17 protein-coding genes are annotated in these 19,665 nt (G+C 71.2%); 13 read left to right on the top strand and 4 right to left on the bottom strand.

Annotated elements, in window-relative coordinates:
• Positions 1 to 214: 214 nt before the first annotated feature.
• Positions 215 to 1,546: a hypothetical protein gene (locus Ari01nite_RS12060; protein ID WP_203781261.1), complete on the top strand. Its 1,332-nt coding sequence runs from the start codon at positions 215 to 217 to the stop codon at positions 1,544 to 1,546.
• A gap of 40 nt (positions 1,547 to 1,586) precedes the next feature.
• Positions 1,587 to 2,429, top strand: coding sequence for a hypothetical protein (locus Ari01nite_RS12055; RefSeq protein ID WP_203781260.1), 843 nt, complete (start codon positions 1,587 to 1,589; stop codon positions 2,427 to 2,429).
• Positions 2,430 to 2,472: 43 nt separating this feature from the next.
• Here the strand turns inward: Ari01nite_RS12055 and Ari01nite_RS12050 are convergent, their stop codons facing one another.
• Both Ari01nite_RS12050 and Ari01nite_RS12045 read right to left on the bottom strand, forming a co-directional pair.
• A complete protein-coding gene (locus tag Ari01nite_RS12050; protein ID WP_203781259.1) occupies positions 2,473 to 3,291 on the bottom strand; it encodes an SAM-dependent methyltransferase in 819 nt (272 codons plus the stop codon).
• A 320-nt stretch (positions 3,292 to 3,611) separates the two neighbouring features.
• Positions 3,612 to 4,364 (bottom strand): DinB family protein, encoded by a 753-nt coding sequence (locus tag Ari01nite_RS12045; RefSeq protein ID WP_203781258.1) that lies wholly within the window; start codon positions 4,362 to 4,364, stop codon positions 3,612 to 3,614.
• A 333-nt stretch (positions 4,365 to 4,697) separates the two neighbouring features.
• Here Ari01nite_RS12045 and Ari01nite_RS12040 point away from each other — a divergent pair, with 333 nt between their 5' ends.
• The 8 genes from Ari01nite_RS12040 to Ari01nite_RS12005 all read left to right on the top strand — a co-directional run bounded on the left by Ari01nite_RS12040 (position 4,698) and on the right by Ari01nite_RS12005 (position 14,471).
• Positions 4,698 to 5,573 (top strand): alpha/beta fold hydrolase, encoded by an 876-nt coding sequence (locus tag Ari01nite_RS12040; protein ID WP_203781257.1) that lies wholly within the window; start codon positions 4,698 to 4,700, stop codon positions 5,571 to 5,573.
• 58 nt (positions 5,574 to 5,631) lie between these two features.
• Entirely contained in the window at positions 5,632 to 6,393 is a 762-nt protein-coding gene (locus tag Ari01nite_RS12035) for a response regulator transcription factor (RefSeq protein WP_203781256.1), read from the top strand.
• Positions 6,390 to 7,913, top strand: a complete 1,524-nt coding sequence (locus tag Ari01nite_RS12030; RefSeq protein ID WP_239162681.1) for a sensor histidine kinase — start codon at positions 6,390 to 6,392, stop codon at positions 7,911 to 7,913. Before Ari01nite_RS12035 ends, Ari01nite_RS12030 begins: the two co-directional genes overlap by 4 nt.
• Before the next feature lie 64 nt (positions 7,914 to 7,977).
• Complete coding sequence (locus tag Ari01nite_RS12025; protein WP_203781255.1) at positions 7,978 to 9,138, top strand: efflux RND transporter periplasmic adaptor subunit; 1,161 nt, start codon at positions 7,978 to 7,980, stop codon at positions 9,136 to 9,138.
• A complete protein-coding gene (locus tag Ari01nite_RS12020; RefSeq protein ID WP_203781254.1) occupies positions 9,135 to 9,839 on the top strand; it encodes an ABC transporter ATP-binding protein in 705 nt (234 codons plus the stop codon). Before Ari01nite_RS12025 ends, Ari01nite_RS12020 begins: the two co-directional genes overlap by 4 nt.
• Positions 9,836 to 11,032: an ABC transporter permease gene (locus tag Ari01nite_RS12015; protein ID WP_203781253.1), complete on the top strand. Its 1,197-nt coding sequence runs from the start codon at positions 9,836 to 9,838 to the stop codon at positions 11,030 to 11,032. Before Ari01nite_RS12020 ends, Ari01nite_RS12015 begins: the two co-directional genes overlap by 4 nt.
• A gap of 10 nt (positions 11,033 to 11,042) precedes the next feature.
• Entirely contained in the window at positions 11,043 to 11,498 is a 456-nt protein-coding gene (locus tag Ari01nite_RS12010) for a hypothetical protein (RefSeq protein ID WP_203781252.1), read from the top strand.
• A gap of 81 nt (positions 11,499 to 11,579) precedes the next feature.
• A complete protein-coding gene (locus tag Ari01nite_RS12005) occupies positions 11,580 to 14,471 on the top strand; it encodes a helix-turn-helix transcriptional regulator (protein WP_203781251.1) in 2,892 nt (963 codons plus the stop codon).
• Positions 14,472 to 14,500: 29 nt separating this feature from the next.
• Here Ari01nite_RS12005 and Ari01nite_RS12000 read toward each other — a convergent pair whose 3' ends face one another.
• A complete protein-coding gene (locus Ari01nite_RS12000; RefSeq protein WP_203781250.1) occupies positions 14,501 to 15,511 on the bottom strand; it encodes a TerC/Alx family metal homeostasis membrane protein in 1,011 nt (336 codons plus the stop codon).
• Positions 15,512 to 15,590: 79 nt separating this feature from the next.
• Positions 15,591 to 16,361: a dioxygenase family protein gene (locus Ari01nite_RS11995; protein ID WP_239162680.1), complete on the bottom strand. Its 771-nt coding sequence runs from the start codon at positions 16,359 to 16,361 to the stop codon at positions 15,591 to 15,593.
• A 438-nt stretch (positions 16,362 to 16,799) separates the two neighbouring features.
• Here Ari01nite_RS11995 and Ari01nite_RS11990 point away from each other — a divergent pair, with 438 nt between their 5' ends.
• Genes Ari01nite_RS11990 through Ari01nite_RS11980 form a run of 3 tightly spaced genes read left to right on the top strand, consistent with a single transcriptional unit; the run spans position 16,800 to position 19,606 of the window.
• Entirely contained in the window at positions 16,800 to 17,450 is a 651-nt protein-coding gene (locus tag Ari01nite_RS11990; RefSeq protein ID WP_203781249.1) for a GOLPH3/VPS74 family protein, read from the top strand.
• A 45-nt stretch (positions 17,451 to 17,495) separates the two neighbouring features.
• Positions 17,496 to 19,007 carry an APC family permease gene (locus Ari01nite_RS11985; RefSeq protein ID WP_239162679.1) on the top strand — a complete coding sequence of 504 codons (1,512 nt, stop codon included), beginning with the start codon at positions 17,496 to 17,498 and terminating at the stop codon, positions 19,005 to 19,007.
• Positions 19,004 to 19,606, top strand: a complete 603-nt coding sequence (locus Ari01nite_RS11980; protein ID WP_203781248.1) for a GNAT family N-acetyltransferase — start codon at positions 19,004 to 19,006, stop codon at positions 19,604 to 19,606. Before Ari01nite_RS11985 ends, Ari01nite_RS11980 begins: the two co-directional genes overlap by 4 nt.
• Positions 19,607 to 19,665 lie beyond the last annotated feature (59 nt).

The following is a 19,665-nucleotide window of genomic DNA, read 5'->3' as shown; positions in this document are numbered from 1 at the left end:
CAGGCCTGCTGGTCCGCACGATCCATCCTCGCGTTCCCGGCTATATGAACAAATACGGTATAACATACTTTCCCGATATATCTCTGAGTTAGGTGCAAGGGTGACGAATCCTGCGGACTCCGGTGACCGACCGTGTAACCCGGAGGCGGAGCCGGCGCCGGATGCCCCTGGGCGCTGGGCGCTGCTCCCGGAGAGGATGCGGAAGCGCCACACCGTGGCGCTGAGCCTGATCGCCGGGTGCACGGCGCTCATCGGGCTCAGAGCCGACCTCGGCAGCCTCCTGCCAGAGCGCCCCTGCTGGATGTTCCGGCCGGAGGTCCGGCTCGCCGCCCCGTACAACATCGTCGTCGCCGACCCGGCCGTCGAGTGGCCCGAAACGGACAACGTCGACGCTGCGCGGGCGCGGGAGCTGACCCGGACGATCGTCGACACCCTCGAACGTCAGATCGTCGCCTCCGTCGAAGATCAAGCGCTGGTCGAGGTGGGCGGCCCATGCCGCTCCGGAGTCACCGACCTCAACGACGACCGCGCCGCAGCGCTGGAGCGCGTACGGAAGACCCACAACGGGGACATCGCCGTTTCCCTGGTTCTCCGCCCGCAACGCTTCCACACCAAGGTCAACCTGGAGTTCAGCATCGGCGGCGACCGGCACGGCGAGGCGGCGGAACTGGCCGGCTACGCGCGCTTCGGCGACGTGGACATCGGCGACCTCGCCGGCGCCGGACCCACCCACGCCCTGCTGACCTCAACGGCGGAGCAGCTCGAAACGTACGTCCGGCTGCTGCGCGCGGTGTACCAGTACTCGGCTCAGCAGTACGTGACCGCGACGAAAACGTGGACCCAACGTATTCCCGCGCGCGACTCGGCCTCGCCGAGATCGCTTACCAGCGGGGTGCGTCCCGATGCGCAGTCCCCGAGCCGGCCCATCGGCGGGCACTGGCGGACGCGTACGACATGTACCGATCAGTCGCCGACCACCGAGGCACGCCGGATGCGCCTGATGCCGATGCCCGGGCCAGTTCCGGCATGGGCCGGGTGGAAACCTGCCGCCTGCTGTCCGGCGACGTCTTCCGGGCTTCCCCAAGCCGTCACGCACCTGAGGTTCGTCACCGACCGGTGCTCCCCGCCTCCGGTAGCGCCCAGCCCTGCTGAGAGATCAGGTTCCGTCGTCCACGCACGGCTCCCCCCTTGCCGGGCACCGGGCCGCGGGCGCCGGCAGTCCTACGTCTGGGACCTCGACCACCGTGTCGGACAACAGTCGGCTGTTGAGACCGCGATTGCCACCAACCAGATCCGGTCCGCGCTCGTTCAGGGTCTCGGCACCGTTGCCATCGTGGCCGGCGCGTATGTGGGTTGGCGGCAGCTGCAGCACAACATGAGAGTGACCCAGGCGCACCTATGTTCGCGTCCGCGCGCACGTACGGATGCGCGACGAGTGCTCGATGACGTCGACTTAGCCGGCGCCTACGCCAACCGCCGCACCTGGTGGCCTGCCGGTTTCGACCCAGAGGCCCACGGTCGTGTCGTTGGGGACCTGCCCGGATAGGTTCCAGTCGCCGCATGAAGTCGTCTCCTACGCTGATGGAGTGACGTTCGTCGTTGCCATCATGGCGTGCATCGGGGTGGCGCTGGTGATGCTCGCCCCCGTCCTCGTCTGGCTTGCGGTGAAGAACCGGCGCGACGCTCGGTGGATTCGGCGGCATCCCGTCTCGCCCGCTGGGGCCGTGCGGCTTGGCGTCGCGCTTCCACGGCGGTACGCCGTGTTCGGGTTGACGGCGCCGGGGCCGGCCGGGACGGTTCGCACCCCGCTCGCCGGGACGCCTGCGGTGTGGTGCCGCACGATGGTTTACACGCGGCGCAGCCTGGGGGAGGACCGGGGCCAGTTGCGCGTGTTGTTCGAGCAGACGTTCGGGGAGCCGTTCGGGGTAGCGGATTCGACCGGCACGGCCGCGGTCTCGGGCAGCTTCCTGGAGGCGTTCCTCTTCAACGAATATCCGCCGCTCTGGCGGCGTACGCGCATCCCGGAGGGGCAGCCGGGCGAGCAACTGGTCCACCGCGCGGTCGACGAGCTGACCGCGAAGCGGGACGAGCCGGGACCGTACCTGCGGGCGGCGATCGAACGCGGCCTGGTCGGGCCGGGCGCGCGCCGCCGAGTCGACGAGGTGGGCGTTCTTGAGGAGTACATCGTGGCCGGTCAGCCGCTGCACGTGATCGGGAAGCCGGCCATGCTGGACGGCGGGGTGCCGGGGCTGACGATGCCCCGCCGGGGCCGCTACCTGATCGTGAGCCGGGAGCCGGCCGAAACCGAGGCGGAGCTGGTCGGTGACGGGCGGTTCAGCCTGGGCTGCGGGCTGTGGGTGCTGCTCGCCGGCGCCGTTGCCATGGCCGTCAGCTTCGCCGTGGCGTACAGCGCGGGCTTCCTGGGCTGAGGCGCACGACGCGAGAGACTTTCGGCTACGTCCTTCTTCGTCCTCAGAGTTTTCGGCCGACTCCGCAGAACTGCTGCACTTCCGCCGGCATCTCGAGGGCGGCGCCATCCGGGCGCCACCGCGAGCACGAGACCACACCGGGCTCCAGCAGTTCGGTGCCCTCGAAGAACGCCGAGATCTCGCGGGCGGTACGGAAGACGATGGGTGGCTTGGCGTTCTCGTTCCAGAATTGCCGGACCCGTTCCGCGTCGTCGGGGAACACCTCGTTGCTGGCATGGGCGATCGCCAGATAGCTGCCAGACGGCACGGCAGCCAGTAACCGTTTGACGATTGCTCGGGCCTCGTCGAAGTCGAGGATGAAGTTCAGGACTCCCAGCAGCGTGAGCGCGACCGGTTGAGTGAAGTCCAGCAGCTCCTTGCTGGCCCGCAGAATCGTCTCGGGATCGTGCAGGTCGGCCTCGATGTAGTCGGTCTTACCCTCAGGAGTGCTGGTGAGCAGGGCGCGGGCATGGACCAGCACGAGCGGATCGTTGTCCATGTAGACGATCCGCGACTCCGGCGCGACCGATTGGGCAACCTCATGGGTGTTGTTGGCCGTCGGCAGGCCGGTGCCGACATCGAGGAACTGGCGTATCCCCGCCTCGCCGGCCAGGAACCGGACAGAGCGGATGAGAAATCCCCGGTCGGCCTGCGCAGTCACGACCACGTGCGGCAGCACCTGCCGGACGGCCTCGCCGACCTCGCGATCGGCGGCGTAGTTGTCCTTGCCCCCGAGCCAGTAGTTCCAGACACGAGCGGTGTGGGCCACGCCAGAGTCAAGCTTGTCGCTCGCCGCGGTGTCTGCGGAGGAGGAGTCGGTCACCTCTAGGCCCCTTTCGGTGGCAGGCTCACGGTCTACAGTGGCGTCGCGAGCGCGATCTTACGGCATGTGGTGGCGACCCCGGCATCCCCGAGTCGTCGGATGAGTCCCGAGCTCATTCGGTCAGCAATCTTTGGGTCCTGCGCGGCATTTTGCTTGCGAATTGAAGCACCGCTTGGCGTGGGCGGCACGGAGCTCTGTCAGCCTGCCCTGTGAGATGAAATACCGATAAGAATTCACCTTCTGCACGCTCCGCGACGCAGTCGTCGATCCTCGACTGATCACGGTGGGCAGAGCCCTCAGCGGCGGCACCGCCACCCCGATCACCGAACCTCGCGCACTGTTCGCACATCAACCGGTGAAGAACCCTGATGCGACAGTTTGTCCAGGTCACGCTTGCAGAACCGGTGGTGAGCCCAGTCCTCGTTGAGCACAATGCCGAGGCATTGCCGCACGGTCCGCCCCTTGGCGTACGGGGGCCATCTGTCGTCGTGCGGGACGGGCGCGGTCTCCGCGAGCTGATCGGGCGTGACCTCGGCCAGCCATGCCTCGACCTCGGAAGCCTGCCGGACCCGGACGGCGAGCACCTCGTCGAGGCCCGGCTGGGCGGACGGGTCGAGCCCGCCCTCCTGGTCCATGACGAACGATGGACCCAGTCCCATGGCGGTGAACGGCTCGGAGAGCCCGAGCACGCAGCGCCGGAACCAGGAGTCGTGCACGAAGACAAGGTGGCGCAGGGTTTCGAGCATCGACCACTCGCCGTCGACGCCGTGATGTTCGCTGTTCTCGGGCATGGACCGGACTCGCTCGGTCGTCGTCGCCCAGTCGTCCCGCAGTTGTCGCCAGGCCTCTCTCAGGTCGTCCGGCTGATCTGAGCGGATCAGTAGCCGAACCGGGTGCCGGCGGTCGAGCTCCGCCTCGACGTACGACATCACCTCGACCCCGTTGACCACAAGATTGGTGACCAGGCCGTCGATCTCGGCGTCCTGCATGACCACGCCGACCATCCGCGCTCTGCTCAGGTCGCATTCGCGGAATTCTGCCCCGGTGAGGTCCTCGTCGTGGATGCGTCGCATCCAGACATGCTAGGTCGCACCGCACCCGCCGCGGTACTCAAGGCGGGCGCCCGGGGTGCCGGTCGCGGTGGGTTGCGCGGTGACCAGGACACCGAGATCACCTCCGGTCCACTCCCGGTGGGCAAAGGCGTCACCGGGTCAGGCTGCGCCCGGTTTGGTGTGCATGAGCATTGTCGTGCCGGGCTGGATGGCCGCGGCCCCGGGCGCCGGGATGATGTGGCCGTCCCGAGGCGGTGGCCTCCTACACCCCGGCACCCCCGGCTGACTGAGCGAGGGGGCCGGACCAGGCGTAAATGCCGGCGGCCGGCTGCTGCCGGCGGTTACCGTGCCGGCATGCTGGTTGCGCGCGAGCGGTTTGTGGCGTCCGGGCGGCTGCGGATCTGGACCGAGCGGGTCGGGGATCCGGGGCTTCCGGCCGTTCTGATGGTGATGGGGTCGGCCGCTCAAGGGGTCAGTTGCCCGGATGCGCTGGTGGAGCGGCTCGTCGAGCGTGGCGTTCAGGTTATCCGGTTCGATCATCGGGACACCGGGCGGTCCAGTGTTGTCGACTTCGAGGCTCAGCCGTACGCGATCAGCGACATGGCCCGGGACTGCCTGGCGGTGCTGGACGGTTATGGGCTGGAGTCGGCTCACGTGGCGGGGGCCTCGCTGGGCGGCATGCTCGCGCAGTGGCTGGCGGTGCACGCGCCGGACCGGGTCCGGTCGCTGACCGTCATGTCCAGTTCGCCGATGGGGCATGACCCGAGTGCGGCGTGGGCGCGGGCACGGGCCGGTGAGCCGGCCGACCCGGCCGATCTGCCGCCGCCGTCGCCGGAGTTTCTCGCGCACGTGGACTCCGGGCTGCCGCCGGGTGTGGAGTCGGACGTGGCCCTGTTCCGGGTCTTCAACGGGCCGGTGCGGCCGTTCGACGAGGCGGCCGCCCGGGCGATGCTCGAGCTGGCGCTGTCCCGGGCCGCCGACCCGGCGGCCGCGGCCAACCATCACCGGGCCGTCTGGCGGGACGATCCCAGCCTGCTCGCGCCGCTGTCGTCGATCACCGCGCCGGCCTCGATCGTGCACGGCGACCAGGATCCGGTCTATCCGCTCGGTCACGGCGAGGCGCTGGCGGCCGCCATTCCGGGTGCGGAACTGCACGTCGTGCCCGGGATGGGACACGTACTGACGGCACCCGGCCTGCCGGCGGAGGTCGCCGATCTGATTCGGCTGTGACCGGCAAATTTCATGACGTTCATAGCAAATTCCTAGGTAGCGCTGATATCCCTTTCGGGTGCAGACCGAATCCCGCTCCTCTGTTGCGCTCGGTGAGCCTCCGGTGCGGCCCGCCCGGGTGCTCGTGGTGGATGACGAGCCGAACATCTCCGCCCTGCTCAGCGCCACGTTGCGGCTGGTCGAGTTCGAGGTGCGGGTGGCCGATTCGGGCCACCGCGCGCTGGTGGCGATCGAGGAGTTCGAGCCCGACCTGGTGGTGCTCGACGTGATGCTGCCCGACCTGGACGGCTTCGAGCTGGCCCGCCGGCTGCGGGCCACCGGGCAGCAGGTGCCGGTGCTGTTCCTGACCGCGCGGGACGCCGTCGAGGACCGCATCTCCGGGCTGTCGGTGGGCGCCGACGACTACGTGACCAAGCCGTTCAGCCTCGAGGAGGTGGTTCTGCGGATCCGGGCGATCCTGCGGCGCAGCCAGCCCGAGGTGGCACCGGCCGACACGGCCGCCGACGCGCGGGTGCTGCGCTACGCCGACCTGGAACTCGACGAGGACGCCCACGAGGTGCGCCGGGCCGGCCGGCTGATCGACCTGTCGCCCACCGAGTTCAACCTGCTGCGCTACCTGCTGATCAACGCGGGCCGGGTGGTCAGCAAGGCGCAGATCCTGGACCGGGTGTGGAAGTACGACTTCGGCGGCGACGGCCGGATCGTGGAGTCGTACGTGTACTACCTGCGCCGCAAGATCGACAAGACCGACCCGCCGCTGATCCACACCGTCCGCGGCGTCGGTTACGCGCTGCGGCTGCCACGCGGCGGCGAGGAGTGACCTGGCGACTGCGGCGGTGGGGCCACTGGACTCTGCGTTCCCGGCTCGTCCTGGTGGTCGGCGCGCTCGCCGCGGTCGCCCTGATCGTCGTCAACGTCTCCGGCCTGGTGCTGATCCGCAACTACCTGCTCGGCCGGATCGACGACCAGCTGCGCGGGATGAGCCGCCCGTTCGAGGCCGATTTCCGCAACGGCGGTTTCCCGCGCCCGGGCCCGATGCCGGGACCGGGACCGCGGCCGCGGCTCGGTGCCGACCAGATCACGTACGTGTTCCGCCCGGACGGTTCGATGGACGCGTTCCGCAGCACCGCGCCGTCCGGCGTCCGCCCGCCGGTCGGGTCGCTCGCCCAGCTCACCGAGCGGGCCGCGACCAAGCGGCCGTACACCGTCGCGGCGGCCGACGGCAGCACCGACTGGCGGGTGATCGCGGTGCCGGACCGGGAGGGCGGCGGGGTGGCCGTGGTCGGGCTCGGCCTCGACGAGGTCCAGCGGATCACCGACCAGCTGCTGCTGATCGACGCCGGGGTGTCCGGGCTGGTGCTGCTCCTGCTCGGCGCCGGGGCCTGGTACGTGGTGCGGCTCGGGCTGCGCCCGCTCACCGGCATGGAACGGCTGGCCACCGACATCTCCGGCGGCAACCTGTCCGGCCGGGTGGCCGACGCCGACCCGCACACCGAGCCCGGCCGGCTCGGCCTCGCGCTCAACTCGATGCTCACCCGGATCGAGGCCGAGGTCGACGCCCGCACCGCGTCCGAGCAGCGGCTGCGCCAGTTCGTCGCGGACGCCTCGCACGAGCTGCGCACCCCGCTCACCTCGATCCGCGGCTTCGCCGAGCTGTACCGGCGCGGCGGCGCGCCGCCCGGACCGGCCCTGGACGAGACGATGAGCCGGATCGAGGGCGAGGCCGGCCGGATGGGCGTGCTGGTCGAGGACCTGCTGATGCTGGCCCGGCTGGACCGGCAGCGGCCGGCGACGCTGCGGCCGGTCGACCTGCTGGAGATCGCCGCCGACACCATCCGGGACGCGCACGCCCGGGTGCCGGACCGCCCGGTGGCGCTGTCCGGCCTGGACGACGACTCCGAGACGTTCGAGCCGGGCACCGTGCTCGGCGACGAGCACGGCCTGCGGCAGGTCGCCACCAACCTGGTGTCCAACGCGCTGCACCACACCCCGCCGAGCGCCCGGGTCACGGTCCGGGTGGGCCGGCTGCCGTCCCGCCCGCCCCGGCCGGACAGCGTGGTGTCCGGACCGGCTCTGGTGCGGCCGGGCACCGCGCTCGCGGTCCTCGAGGTGTCCGACGACGGGCCCGGTGTGCCGCCGGAGCACGCCCCGCGGATCTTCGAGCGGCTGTACCGGGCCGATTCCAGCCGCACCCGGGGCCGGGGCGGCGGCTCGGGACTGGGACTGGCCATCGTGGCGGCGATCGTGCACGGTCACGGTGGGTGGGTGGAGCTGGACACCCGGGAGGGCGGCGGCGCCACGTTCCGGGTGCTGCTGCCGGCCACCGGTGACGAAGCGTAGTTTGCACAGCTGACTCCGAGGTTGCCCCGACGCTCCTCCGAGCACGCACGGCCACAGTGTCCGCATGCCAGTGCGTGTCAACCTGCGACGACCGTCGGTGGCGGTCAACGCCGCGCTCGTCGCCGCGCTCGTCGCCGGGGTCTTCTGGGCGTACGAGACTCTCTCCGGACCGGAGACCACCCGGGCCGCCGACTCCTCGGTGCGTGCGGTGCTGGTGCAGCAGGGCGAGGTCCGCAAGACCGTGACGGCCACCGGGAGCGTGGCCAGCGCCAGCACCGCGAGCGCCAGCTTCGGCACCGGGGGCACGGTCACCGCGATCAACGTACGGGTCGGCCAGGCGGTCAAGAAGGGCCAGGTGCTCGCCAAGGTCGACCCGGCCGCCGCGCAGCGCGCCCTGGACGCCGCCGAGGCCAACCGGGACGCCGCGGCCGACTCGCTGACCCGGGCCGAGGCGGCCGGTTCGGACACCAGCACCGCCGAGAACGAGGTGACCAAGGCCCAGCTGGCGGTGAATGAGGCCGAGGCGGCGCTGGCCGGCACCACGCTGAAGGCGCCGATGGCCGGCACGGTGGTGGCGGTGAACGGGACGCTCGGCAGCAGCTCGGGAGCGGGTGGCAATCAGGGCGGCGGGTCCGAATCCACCGAGACGTCGGCCGGCTTCGTCGATATCGCCGATCTGAGCCGGATGCAGGTCACCGCCTCATTCGCCGAGGCGGACGCGACCAAGCTCAAGGAGAAGCAGGTCGCCACGGTCACCTGGAACGCGCTGGCCGGCACCGCGGCGCCGGCCGAGGTGGTGGCGGTCGACCCGTCCGCGACCACCGCCAACAACGTGGTCACCTACGGCGTCACGCTGACCCTCGACAATGTGCCGGCCGGCGCCAAGGTGGGCCAGACCGTGTCGGTCTCGGTGGTCACCGGCAGCGTGGCCGGCGCGACCTACGTGAACGCCGCCGCGATCACCACGGTCGGCGATCGGCACACCGTGACGGTCGTTGCCAACGGCGTGCAGGAGACCCGGGCGGTCGAGGTCGGGCTGGTCGGCGACCAGGCCACCCAGATCACCTCCGGGGTGCAGGCCGGCGAGCAGGTCGTGGTCAAGGCCACCACCGGCACCTCGGGCGGCGGGGAACGCGAGGAGGGACCCGGCGGCGGGTTCGGCGGTTTGAACGGCGGTGGCGGCGGGCCGCCCGGCGGCTTCCGTGGCGGCGGTGGCGGCCGATGAGCCGGCCGGTGCTCGACGTCCGCGACGTCACCAAGGTCTACGGCATGGGCGAGGCCACCGTGCACGCGCTGCGCGGGGTGTCGCTGACCGTGGCACGCGGCGACTACGTGGCCGTCATGGGCTCATCCGGTTCCGGCAAGTCGACCCTGATGAACATCCTGGGCGCGCTGGACGTGCCCAGCTCCGGCTCCTACCTGCTGGGCGGCGTGGACGTCAGCGGGCTGGCCGACCGGCAACTGGCCCTGGCCCGGAACCGGTTGATCGGGTTCATCTTCCAGTCGTTCAACCTGATCCCGCGTACCACCGCACTGGCCAACGTCGAGCTTCCTCTCGCGTACGCCGGAATGAAAGCGCGCGAACGACGGCGCCGAGCCCTCGCCGCACTCGGGCTGGTCGGCCTCGCCGACCGCGCCCGGCACGAGCCCAACCAGCTCTCCGGCGGGCAGCAGCAGCGGGTCGCGGTGGCCCGGGCACTGGTCACCGAGCCGGCCCTGCTGCTGGCCGACGAGCCCACCGGCAACCTGGACACCCACTCCACCGAGGACGTGCTGAACGTGTTCGACCAGCTCAGCGCGGCCGGCCGCACCATCGTGCTCATTACACACGAGCCCGAGGTCAGCGCCCGGGCCAAGCGGCTGATCCGGCTGATCGACGGGCGGATCGTGCAGGACGTGCGGCAAGCGGAACTGGTGGTGCGATGAGCTTCTACGAGGTTCTCCGGTTCGCGCTGCGCGGGCTGTCGGCCAACAAGCTGCGCTCGTCGCTGACCATGCTGGGCATCCTGATCGGGGTGGCCGCGGTGATCCTGCTGGTCGCGGTCGGCAACGGCTCGGCCAAGGCGATCAGCGACCGGATCGAGGCACTGGGCACCAACACGATCACGGTGATGAGCGCCGGCCGGGGCTCGTCGGGCACCGCGCTCACCAAGGAGATGGCCGACGCGCTGCGCGACCCGGTCCTGGCGCCCGACGTGGCCTCGGTGTCGCCGGTGGTGAGCGCGTCCGCCACGATCACCTTCGGCGGCACCGACCACCAGGTGAACTCGTTCGTCGGCACCACGCCGGGCTGGTTCGCGGCGTCCAACACGCCGGTCGGTGCGGGCGCGGCGTTCACCGCGGACGACGAGTCGCAGGGCCGGCGGGTGGTGGTGCTGGGCTCGACGGTGGCGACCGAACTGTTTCCCGGCGTGGACCCGCTGGACCAGCAGGTGACCGTGGGCGGCGCACTGTTCACGGTGGTGGGCGTGCTGGCGGCGAAGAGCTCGACCGGCTTCCAGGACGCCAACGACACCGCGATCGCGCCGCTCAGCGCGGTCCGTCAGGTGCTGACCGGCTACGGCGCGCTCAACTCCATCCTGGTCGAGGCCGCGTCGCCGGACCGGGTCGACGCCGTGCAGGCCGAGGTGTCCACGATCCTCGACCAGCGGATGCCGGCCGAACCCGGTAGCACCACGACGCCGTACCGGATTCAGAACGCCTCCCAGCTGCTGGCGACGCAGACCCAGACCGCCGACACGTTCACCACCCTGCTCGGCGCGGTGGCCGCCATCAGCCTGCTGGTCGGCGGCATCGGCATCACCAACATCATGCTGGTCACGGTCACCGAGCGGACCCGCGAGATCGGCATCCGGAAGGCACTGGGCGCACCCCGGCGGGTCATCCTGACCCAGTTCCTGATCGAGGCCACCCTGCTCAGCGTGATCGGCGGTGCCCTCGGGGTCGCGGCCGCGCTGATCGGCAGCAGCTTCACGATTGTCGGCGTCAAACCGGTGGTGGTGCCCAGCTCGATCGGGCTGGCGCTGGGGGTGTCGATCGCGATCGGACTGTTCTTCGGCGGCCTGCCCGCCGGCCGGGCCGCCCGGCTGCGCCCCATCGACGCGCTGCGCTACGAGTGAGGACACCGCTGTGACAGTTATCGAGGAAGACACCGCTCTGGCCGAGGAACTCGCCGCGGCGGCGCCGATGCGGTGGTGGAACCGGACGACGGTGGCGCTGAGCGCGATCGTGCTGCTGGTCGGGGGTTTCGTGGGCGGCCTCGAGGTGCAGCAGCGGTGGGGCAGTACCGAGGCCGCGGCCGAGACCCCCACCCGTGGCCCGGGGCGGTATTTTGCGGGTGCGCCGACGACCACGACGGCCGCTACCGGCACCACCGGCACCGTGAAGCTGGTCAACGGCACCACGATCTACGTCGAGACCGAGAACGGCGAGGTGGTGACCGTGAAGACCGACGGCAAGACCACGGTCGCCACCGCCAGCAAGGGCAAACTCGCCGACGTCAAGGCCGGCCAGTCGATCACCGTGCTGGGCGCCACCGGCACCGACGGCATCGTCACCGCGACCTCCGTGACAGCGCGGAAATAGGGTCTTCACATGCGCATGCATTGATGACCGGCGTTCCTGTTCCTAGGCTGGGGTCGGCTCGGACCTAGGAGGTGACTCGCGTTGCAGTCCGACGCGACCGTCCTCCGCGGACGCCGGGAACTCCTCGCCGCGATTGAAAGCCGGTTGGCGGCGGGCGGCGGCGTCGCGCTGCACGGCGCCGCGGGCATCGGCAAGACTGCGGTGCTCGATGCGGTCGCGGTGGGTGCCGCGGCGCGCGGTGAGTGGGTGCTTCGCCTTCGTCCGGTACGCACGGAGCGCGCGCTGCCCTACGCCGGCCTCGCCGACCTGGTCGCCCAACTGCCCGCCGAGGCCGCCGAGGCACTGCCACCCGCACAGCGCCGCGCTCTGGCCGCGCTGCGCCAGGGCCTGCCACCCGGTGGCGGCTCACCCGCACTGGCCCGCCGGCTGGTGCTGCCGCTGCTGCTGGCCCACTGCGCCCGGCGCGGCCCGGTGCTGCTGGTCCTCGACGACGTGCAGTGGCTGGACGCCGAGTCGGCCGAACTGATCGGCTTCGCGATGCGCCGCCGCCCGGGCCCGCGGGTGCGGGTGATCGCCGCCCAGCGCCGACCGGACGCCGTCACCGCGCGCGGGCCGGGCGTCCGCAGCGGCGCCAGGCCAGGCGTCCTCCGGGCCGGTGGCGCCGAGCCGGGCGGCTTCCGGGTCCGCGCCGCCGGGCCGGGCCGGCTCGAGCCGGCGGGGCTGCGGCGGGCCGTGCGGCTCTGTCCGGCGCCCGTGCTCGAGCTGGCCGTGCCGCCGCTCGGGGCCGACGACCTCACCGCGCTGCTGGAGGCGCGCGGGCTGCCGTGCCGGACCGCGAGCCGGATGCACGAGGCGAGCGCCGGCAACCCGTTCCTGGCACTGACCCTCGGCGCCGCGGTCGCGCCCGGGCCGGCCTGGCGGCCTGCGCCGATCCCGGCGGCCGCCCGCGAGCTGCTGCGCGACCGCCTGCTCGCGCTGCCCGCCGACGTCGGCGCCACCCTGCTGGCGGCGGCCCTCGCCACCGACCCCACCGTCACCGTGCTGCACCGGGCCGGCCGCGAGGACGCCGTGCGCGACCTGTGGCTGGCCACCGCCGCCGGGGTGGTGGAACTGGACGGCGAGGCGATCCGGTTCACCCCGCCGCTGCTGGCCCAGGTGATCGCCGAGGACGCCACCGCGGCCGAGCGCTCGGCCGCGCACGAGGCACTCGCCGGCGCCGCGGTCGATCCCACCGAGGCGCTGCGGCACCGGGCGCTGCGCAGCGGCCGCCCGGACACCGCAGTGGCCCGTTCGCTGGCCGACGCGGCCGACCGGTGTGCCGGGCACGGCGCCGGACGGACCGCCGCCGAGCTCTACCTGCTGGCCGCCGACCGCTGCCCGCACGCACTCGCCGATCTGCGGCTCGACTGGCTGGTGGCGGCCGCCCGCACCGCGCTCACCGGCGGCGCCGCCGCGCTGGCCGGGCGGGCCGCCGAGGCGGTGATCGCGGCCCACGCGCCGGCCGGGCACCGGGTGCGGGCCCGCCTGGTGCTGCTCGACCTGGCCGGGCAGGCGCTGGCCGACATGGGCGAGACGTTCGCGGCCGCGCTCGCCGAGGCCGGCGACGACCCGGCGCTGGTCGCCCCGGTGCGGCTGCGGCTGACCTGGGCCGCGTTCCTCACCGGCGACCCGGACCGGGCCGCCGCCGAGGCCGCCCGCACGGTCGACGCCGCCCGCCGGGCCGGCGACCGGACCACCGAGGCGATGGCGCTCAGCCTCGTCGCCCAGGTGCAGCGGCTGCGCGGCGAGCCGGCCTGGTTCGCGACCCTGACCCAGGCGCTGCGCCTGCCCGCGGCCCCGGCGCCGGACTGGCTGCATCTCGGGCCGCGGTACATGGCGGCCCGGTTCGCGATGATGGACGACCGGCTCGACGAGGCCCGCGCCGAACTGCTGCGGCTACTCGTGGTGGCCGAGCACGACCGGATCGGCGAGGCCCGGGTCGAGGTGCTGCGCAGCCTGTCCGAGGTGGCCACCCGGGCCGGGCGCTGCCGGGACGCGCTGCAGTACGCACACCGGGCGGTGGCCGCCGCCCAGCACGCCGGGCTGAGCCCCGGGCCCACCTGGTACACCGCGGCGGTGGCCGAACTGGCCGGCGGCAGCCTGACGGCGGCGGCCGGGTTCGCCCGGCGCGGGGTGCGCGCGTCGGAGCAGGAGGGCGACAGCCTCTACCTGCGGCGCAACCTGCACGCGCTGGGCCAGGCCGAGCTGCGGGCGGGGGAGACCCGCAACGGGGTGGCGGCGCTGCGCCGGCTGCGCGACCTGGAGGCCGAGTCCGGCGGCGCCGACCCGATGATCGTGCGCTGGCACGGCGACCTGGCCGGTGGGCTGGCCGCGCTGGGCGAGCACGCCGAGGCCGCGGCCACGCTGGCGCAGGCCCGGGCCGCCGCGCACCTGCTCGGCGCCACCCCGGCGATCACCGGTTACCTGGACCGGGCCACCGCCGTGGTGCTCTCCGAGAGCGGCCAGGCCGACTCGGCCGTGGTGCTGTCGGCCGCCGCCGCGCAGCACTTCGAGCAGCTGCACCAGCCGATCGAGCAGGCGCATTCGCTGCTGGTGCAGGGCGGTGCGGAACGCCGCCGGCGCCGGTACGCGGCCGCCCGGGTGGCGATCGGCGCGGCGCTGGCCATCTTCCTGGCCGCGGACGCCAAGCCGTGGGCCGAGCAGACGGAACGCGCGCTGGCCCGCACCGAGGGCAACTCGGCCCCCGGCGCCCCGCCGCCCGACCTGGGCCTCACCGTGACCGAGTTGCGGATCGCCGGCCTGGTGCGGGACGGCGCCAGCAACCGCGAGATCGCGACCCAGCTCTACCTCAGCGTCAAGACGGTCGAGGCCACGCTCACCCGGGTCTACCGCAAGCTCGGCGTGCGGTCCCGTACCCAGCTCTCGTCCCGCCTCTCCGGCCTGGACGTGCCGGAAGTCACCACCCCGGTCTGACCAGCCGGAGGCCCGGATCTGGCCGGCGGTTACCGCGGCTGACGCTCGTCGGTCGCCTTCCGAGTGGCCCGGACGCTGCCCGCATGGGCCTTGGCGCTCGGGTCTTTGCGTACCTTGATCAGGCTGGCCACCGTGGTGATCACCAGGATCGAGATGATGACGGTGAGCGAGACCCCGATGCTGATCTCGGGAACCGACTCGTCGATGTCCTTGTGCGCCCAGTGCAGCACCAGCTTGACGCCGATGAAGGCCAGGATCAGCGACAGGCCGGTGGACAGGTAGACCAGGCGGTCCAGCAGGCCCTTCACCAGGAAGTAGAGCGCGCGCAGGCCGAGCAGCGCGAACGCGTTGGCCACGAAGACGATGAACGCCTCGTCGGTCACGCCGAACACCGCGGGGATCGAGTCGAGCGCGAACAGCAGGTCCGAGCTGCCGATCGCGATCAGCACCAGGAACAGCGGCGTGAACATCCGCTTGCCGTCAACCCGGGTGACCATTTTGCCGTCGACGTACTCGTCGGTCAGCGGCAGGAAGCGCTTGCTGGCCTTGACCATCACGTTGCTCTCGATGTCCGGGTCCTCGTCGCGGTGCCGGAACAGCTGGACCGCCGTGAAGATCAGCAACAGGCCGAAGAGCAGGAACATGAACGTGAACAGGTTGAGCAGGGTGGCGCCGAGCGCGATGAAGATCACCCGGAGCACGAGCGCGATGATGATGCCGAAGGTGAGGACCCCCTGCTGGTACTTCTCGGGCACCGCGAACGTGGTCATGATGATCACGAAGACGAAGAGGTTGTCGACCGACAGGCTCTTCTCGACGATGTAGCCGGCGAAGTACTGGGCGCCGAAGTCCCAGCCGGCGATGGTGCCGAAGACCACGCCGAAGACGACCGCCACCGCGATATAGAAGATCGACCAGCCGGCGGCCTCGCGGAAGCCGACGGCATGCGGGCGGAACACACCCAGGGCCAGGTCGAGGGCGAGCAGCGCGACGATGACCCCGATGGTCAGCGTCCAGCCGAGCGCGGTGACCTCAAGCATGTCTCGGGGACCTCCGGGATAGCAGGGTTAGCTCGGCAATCGTCCTTGCTTACCCTGGGAGGTCGCTGAGGAATCCGGGTCAGAGCACCTGGAAGGAGCGTTTCGCCAGGCCCATCCAGAAGCCGTCGATAGGCTGCTCGGGAGCCCGCTCCGGGTCCTGCGCCGCGCCCAGCGTGACGAACATCGGCGCGAAGTGCTCGATGGTCGGGTGTGCCCACGGCATCCCCGGCGCCCGGCTGCGGAAGTCGGCCAGTTCGTCCACCGCGCCGCGGGCCAGGGTCTCGGCCGCCCACGCGTCGAACTCGCGGGACCAGCCGGGCGCCGGCGCCTCGGGCCGGTAGTCGCGCAGGAACGGCAGACCGTGGGTGGTGAAGCCGGAACCGACGATCAGCACGCCCTCGTCGCGCAGCGGTGCCAGCCGCCGGCCGAGTTCGAGCAGCCGGTCCGGTTCCAGCGTCGGCAGCGACATCTGGAGCACCGGGATGTCCGCTTCCGGATACATCACGCTGAGTGGCACGTACGCTCCGTGATCGAGGCCACGGTTGGTGCGGGCCACCCGCTCGTGGTCCGGCATCAGCTTCTCGATGCGCACCGCCAGGCCGGGTGCGCCGGGGGCCGGGTACGTCGCCTCGTAGAACCGGCGTTCGAAGCCGCCGAAGTCGTAGACCAGCGGGACGGTCTCGGTGGCGCCGAGCATGAGCGGCGCGGACTCCCAATGTGCCGAGGCCATGAGCACTGCCCGGGGCCGGGGGAGGGCGGCGGCGAGCTCGGTCAGCTGGGCCACCCAGCGGGCGTCGTCGACCAGCGGCGGGGCGCCGTGGCTGAGGAACAGGGCGGGCATGCGGCTCATGGGGTGCCTCCGTTGAAGCTTCAACCAACTGCCGCAATGGTACGCCGGTTTAGTTGCACCGTCAACTAAATCGTCAGGCGACATTACGCTCCGTATAATTCAATGGAGATCGATACGATGCGTAAATCTGGGATAGTGACCGAGGTTGTCGATGCCTCGGAACCATCCAGTTAGCCCATGCGTTGATTAACTTCGGATTAAGTCCTTGTGATCGACGTAGTCCCGTCGCAGCTCAATCGCCTTATGCAGGATGCATCGGCCCTTTCTCCACTGGGGACGAAAACTCTCTCCCGTTAGGACGTTGCGCTCGATCGATGGCACTGGCATGCTACGCGATGTTGCGCAGGGGGGCGCTCACCGTAACTAAGGACGATGACTCACGGGAATCACCGTGGGTAGTTGTCACCTGCTGTCATCCGCACCAAAGGAGGGCCCGCCGTGGCGTCTTCGCCGCAGCTCCCCCTCGCCGATGATCTGTTCTTGACCGCGCACGACACGGTCAAGGGCAAGTCTCTGCTGACGCCGGCCACTCTCGGTCTCGGGCTCTCAGCGGCACTGATCGGCGAGCTCGTTTTCTGGCGGCGGCTGGATCTGGTCGACGGCAAGCTCGCGTTGATCGACGATCGCCCGACCGGCGACCCAGCCACCACCGCCGTTCTCGACCAGCTGCTGCGCGAGGGCCATCACCGGGCGGTCCGCGACTGGATCGCGTTCCTCGCCACCGGTATCGCCACCGACCTGGTCGAGCGCCGGCTCTCCCGCGCCGGCCTGGTGCAACGGCAGGAGAAGCGGGGGCTGCTGAGCTCCAAGGTCTCCTTCGTGCCGACCGACTCGATGGTGGCCGGCTGGCCGGCCACCCGGATCCGCACGTTCATCAACCGCGACGAGCTGCTCGACATCCCCGACCTGGTGCTCGCCGGGCTCATCCTCGCCACCGGTCTCGACCAGCACGTCTTCCTCACCCTGGACGCCCGCGGCCGCGGGCAGCTGTTCGACCAGTTCCGGCGCCGGCTCCCGGCCATGCTGCAGGAACTCGTCGCGCACGCCGAGGCCGCGGTGGGCGACGCCGTCATGGCCCGGCGCGCCTGAAACACCCTTCTCACAAACCCCTCAACCCCCATCTTGGAGACGCGCGTGGCCACCACGGCTTCACCCCCGCAAAGTCAGTTGTCGACAGCCCTGGCACGCGACCGGTTAGGCGTCGCCGCGGTGGTCTTCTTCGTCATGTCGGCGGCCGCACCACTGACCGTGGTCGCCGGCGTGGTGCCCACCGGCCTCGCGGTCACCGGGCTGACCGGCATCTCGATCGCGTTCCTCGCGATGGCCGCGGTGCTCGCGATCTTCTCGGTCGGCTACGTGGCGATGGCCCGGCACATCGCGAACGCGGGCGCGTTCTACGCGTACATCTCCCAGGGCATCGGCCGGCCGTTCGGGGTGGGCGCCTCGTGGCTGGCGCTGGTCGCGTACAACTGCTTCCAGATCGCCGCCTACGGCGGTTTCGGCGCCATCGGGTCGCCGCTGTTCGCCGACTGGTTCGGGATCGACATCCCGTGGTGGGGCCTGGCGCTGGTGGTGTGGGCGCTGACCGCGGTGCTCGGCGTGCGTGACGTGGCGGTCAACGGCAAGGTGCTGGCCACCCTGCTGGTCGCCGAGATCGTGCTGGTCGTCGTGTTCAGCTTCGCCGACATGTTCTCGCCCGCGTTCTCGCCGGCGGCCGCCCCGCTCGACCCGGGCACCCTGGTCGGTGCCGGCTCCGGCGCGCTGCTGGCCATGGCGATCACCGGCTTCGTCGGCTTCGAGCAGTCGGTGGTCTTCAGCGAGGAGTCCCGCGACCCGCGGCGTACCGTGCCCCGGGCCACCTTCATCGCGATCGCGCTGATCGCCGGCCTGTACGGCTTCGCGGCCTGGGCGATGATCTCCGCGGCCGGTGACGACGTGGTCGGCCGGGCCGGCAACGAGGGCCCCGACCTGTTCTTCAACGTGGCCTCCGACCAGCTCGGCAGCACCGCCGTGCACCTCGGCTACGCGCTGTTCCTGACCTCGCTGATCGCGGCGATGATCTCGTTCCACAACATCATCTCGCGGTACGCGTTCTCGCTCGGCCGCGAGGGCGTGATGCCCCGCGTCTTCGGCCGCACGGTGCCCAGCAGCGGCGCGCCCAAGAACGGCTCGATCGCCCAGTCGATCCTCGGCCTCGGCGTGATCGTGCTGTACGCGGTGGCCGGCTGGGACCCGCTGGTGCAGCTGTTCTTCTGGGGCGGCTCGGCCGGCGGCATCGGCGTCCTGCTGCTGATCACGGTGACCTCGATCGCGGTGATCGGCTACTTCGCCCGGCACCCCGAGGGCGAGGACTTCTGGCACCGGATCGGCGCCCCCGTGCTGGGCACCATCCTGTTGCTGGTGATGAGCTACCTGGCGCTCACCAACATCGCCACCCTGTTCGGCGTCGAGCCCGGCACCGGGCCGACCTGGGTGGTGCCGCTGACCTTCGGAGCCACCGTGGTGGCGGGCATCCTGTGGGCCTGGTTCCTCCAGGCGACCCGTCCCGACGTGTACGCCGGCATCGGCCTCGGTGCCCGTAGTGCCACCACCACCCGTGGTGGATTCGCAGCCGCGCTTGCCGGCGACTCGGAGGGACATCGGTGACCAACCCCGTAATCCGGCCCGCCCGCGAGGATGAGATCGCCGCGGTCGGCCACCTGATCAGCCTGTCCTTCTTCCACCTGGCCGCGAACACCTACCTGGTGCCGCCGCTGGACGACCGCCTGCCGGTGATGGCCGACTTCTTCACGCTGTACACCGAGCACGCGTTCAAGTACGGCCGGATCGACGTGATCGACTCGCCAGCCGGCGACGGCCTGATCGCGGCCGCGGTCTGGTTCGACAACACCGGCGAAGCGCCCGCTCCCGAACGTTACGATGAGCGGCTGCGCGACCTGGCGGGGGAGTTCATCGACCGGTTCCAGGCGCTGGACGAACTGTTCGACAAGCACCACCCGCACGAGCCGCACTGGCACCTCGCGTTCCTGGCGGTGCACCCGGACCAGCAGTCGCACGGCCTCGGCAGCCTGCTGATGGACCGTACGCACGAGCAGCTGGACCCGACGAAGGTGCCCGTTTATCTCGAAGCGACCAACGAGAACAACGTTCGCCTCTACCGCCGGCACGGCTATGAGGACATGATTCCCTTCGAGATGCTGCTTCCCGACGGGACACCGTTCTTCCGGATGTGGCGAGCAGTCTGATCACCTGAAGGGAGGCGTGGCCACCGTCCGGCGACGCCTCCCTTCACCCTTTCACCAGG

This window comes from Paractinoplanes rishiriensis (genome assembly GCF_016862375.1).
GTDB lineage: Bacteria > Actinomycetota > Actinomycetes > Mycobacteriales > Micromonosporaceae > Actinoplanes > Actinoplanes rishiriensis.
This window is presented reverse-complemented; position numbering and strand designations above follow the sequence as displayed.

What these genes read in the sequence shown, in the direction of transcription:
- Ari01nite_RS12045 (WP_203781258.1), bottom strand. Translation starts at nt 4,364, where the DNA reads ATGCGACGCATCCACGACGAGGACCTCACCGGGGCAGAATTCCGCGAA.
- Ari01nite_RS12040 (WP_203781257.1), top strand. Translation starts at nt 4,698, where the DNA reads ATGCTGGTTGCGCGCGAGCGGTTTGTGGCGTCCGGGCGGCTGCGGATC.
- Ari01nite_RS12025 (WP_203781255.1), top strand. Translation starts at nt 7,978, where the DNA reads ATGCCAGTGCGTGTCAACCTGCGACGACCGTCGGTGGCGGTCAACGCC.
- Ari01nite_RS12020 (WP_203781254.1), top strand. Translation starts at nt 9,135, where the DNA reads ATGAGCCGGCCGGTGCTCGACGTCCGCGACGTCACCAAGGTCTACGGC.
- Ari01nite_RS12015 (WP_203781253.1), top strand. Translation starts at nt 9,836, where the DNA reads ATGAGCTTCTACGAGGTTCTCCGGTTCGCGCTGCGCGGGCTGTCGGCC.
- Ari01nite_RS12000 (WP_203781250.1), bottom strand. Translation starts at nt 15,511, where the DNA reads ATGCTTGAGGTCACCGCGCTCGGCTGGACGCTGACCATCGGGGTCATC.
- Ari01nite_RS11995 (WP_239162680.1), bottom strand. Translation starts at nt 16,361, where the DNA reads ATGAGCCGCATGCCCGCCCTGTTCCTCAGCCACGGCGCCCCGCCGCTG.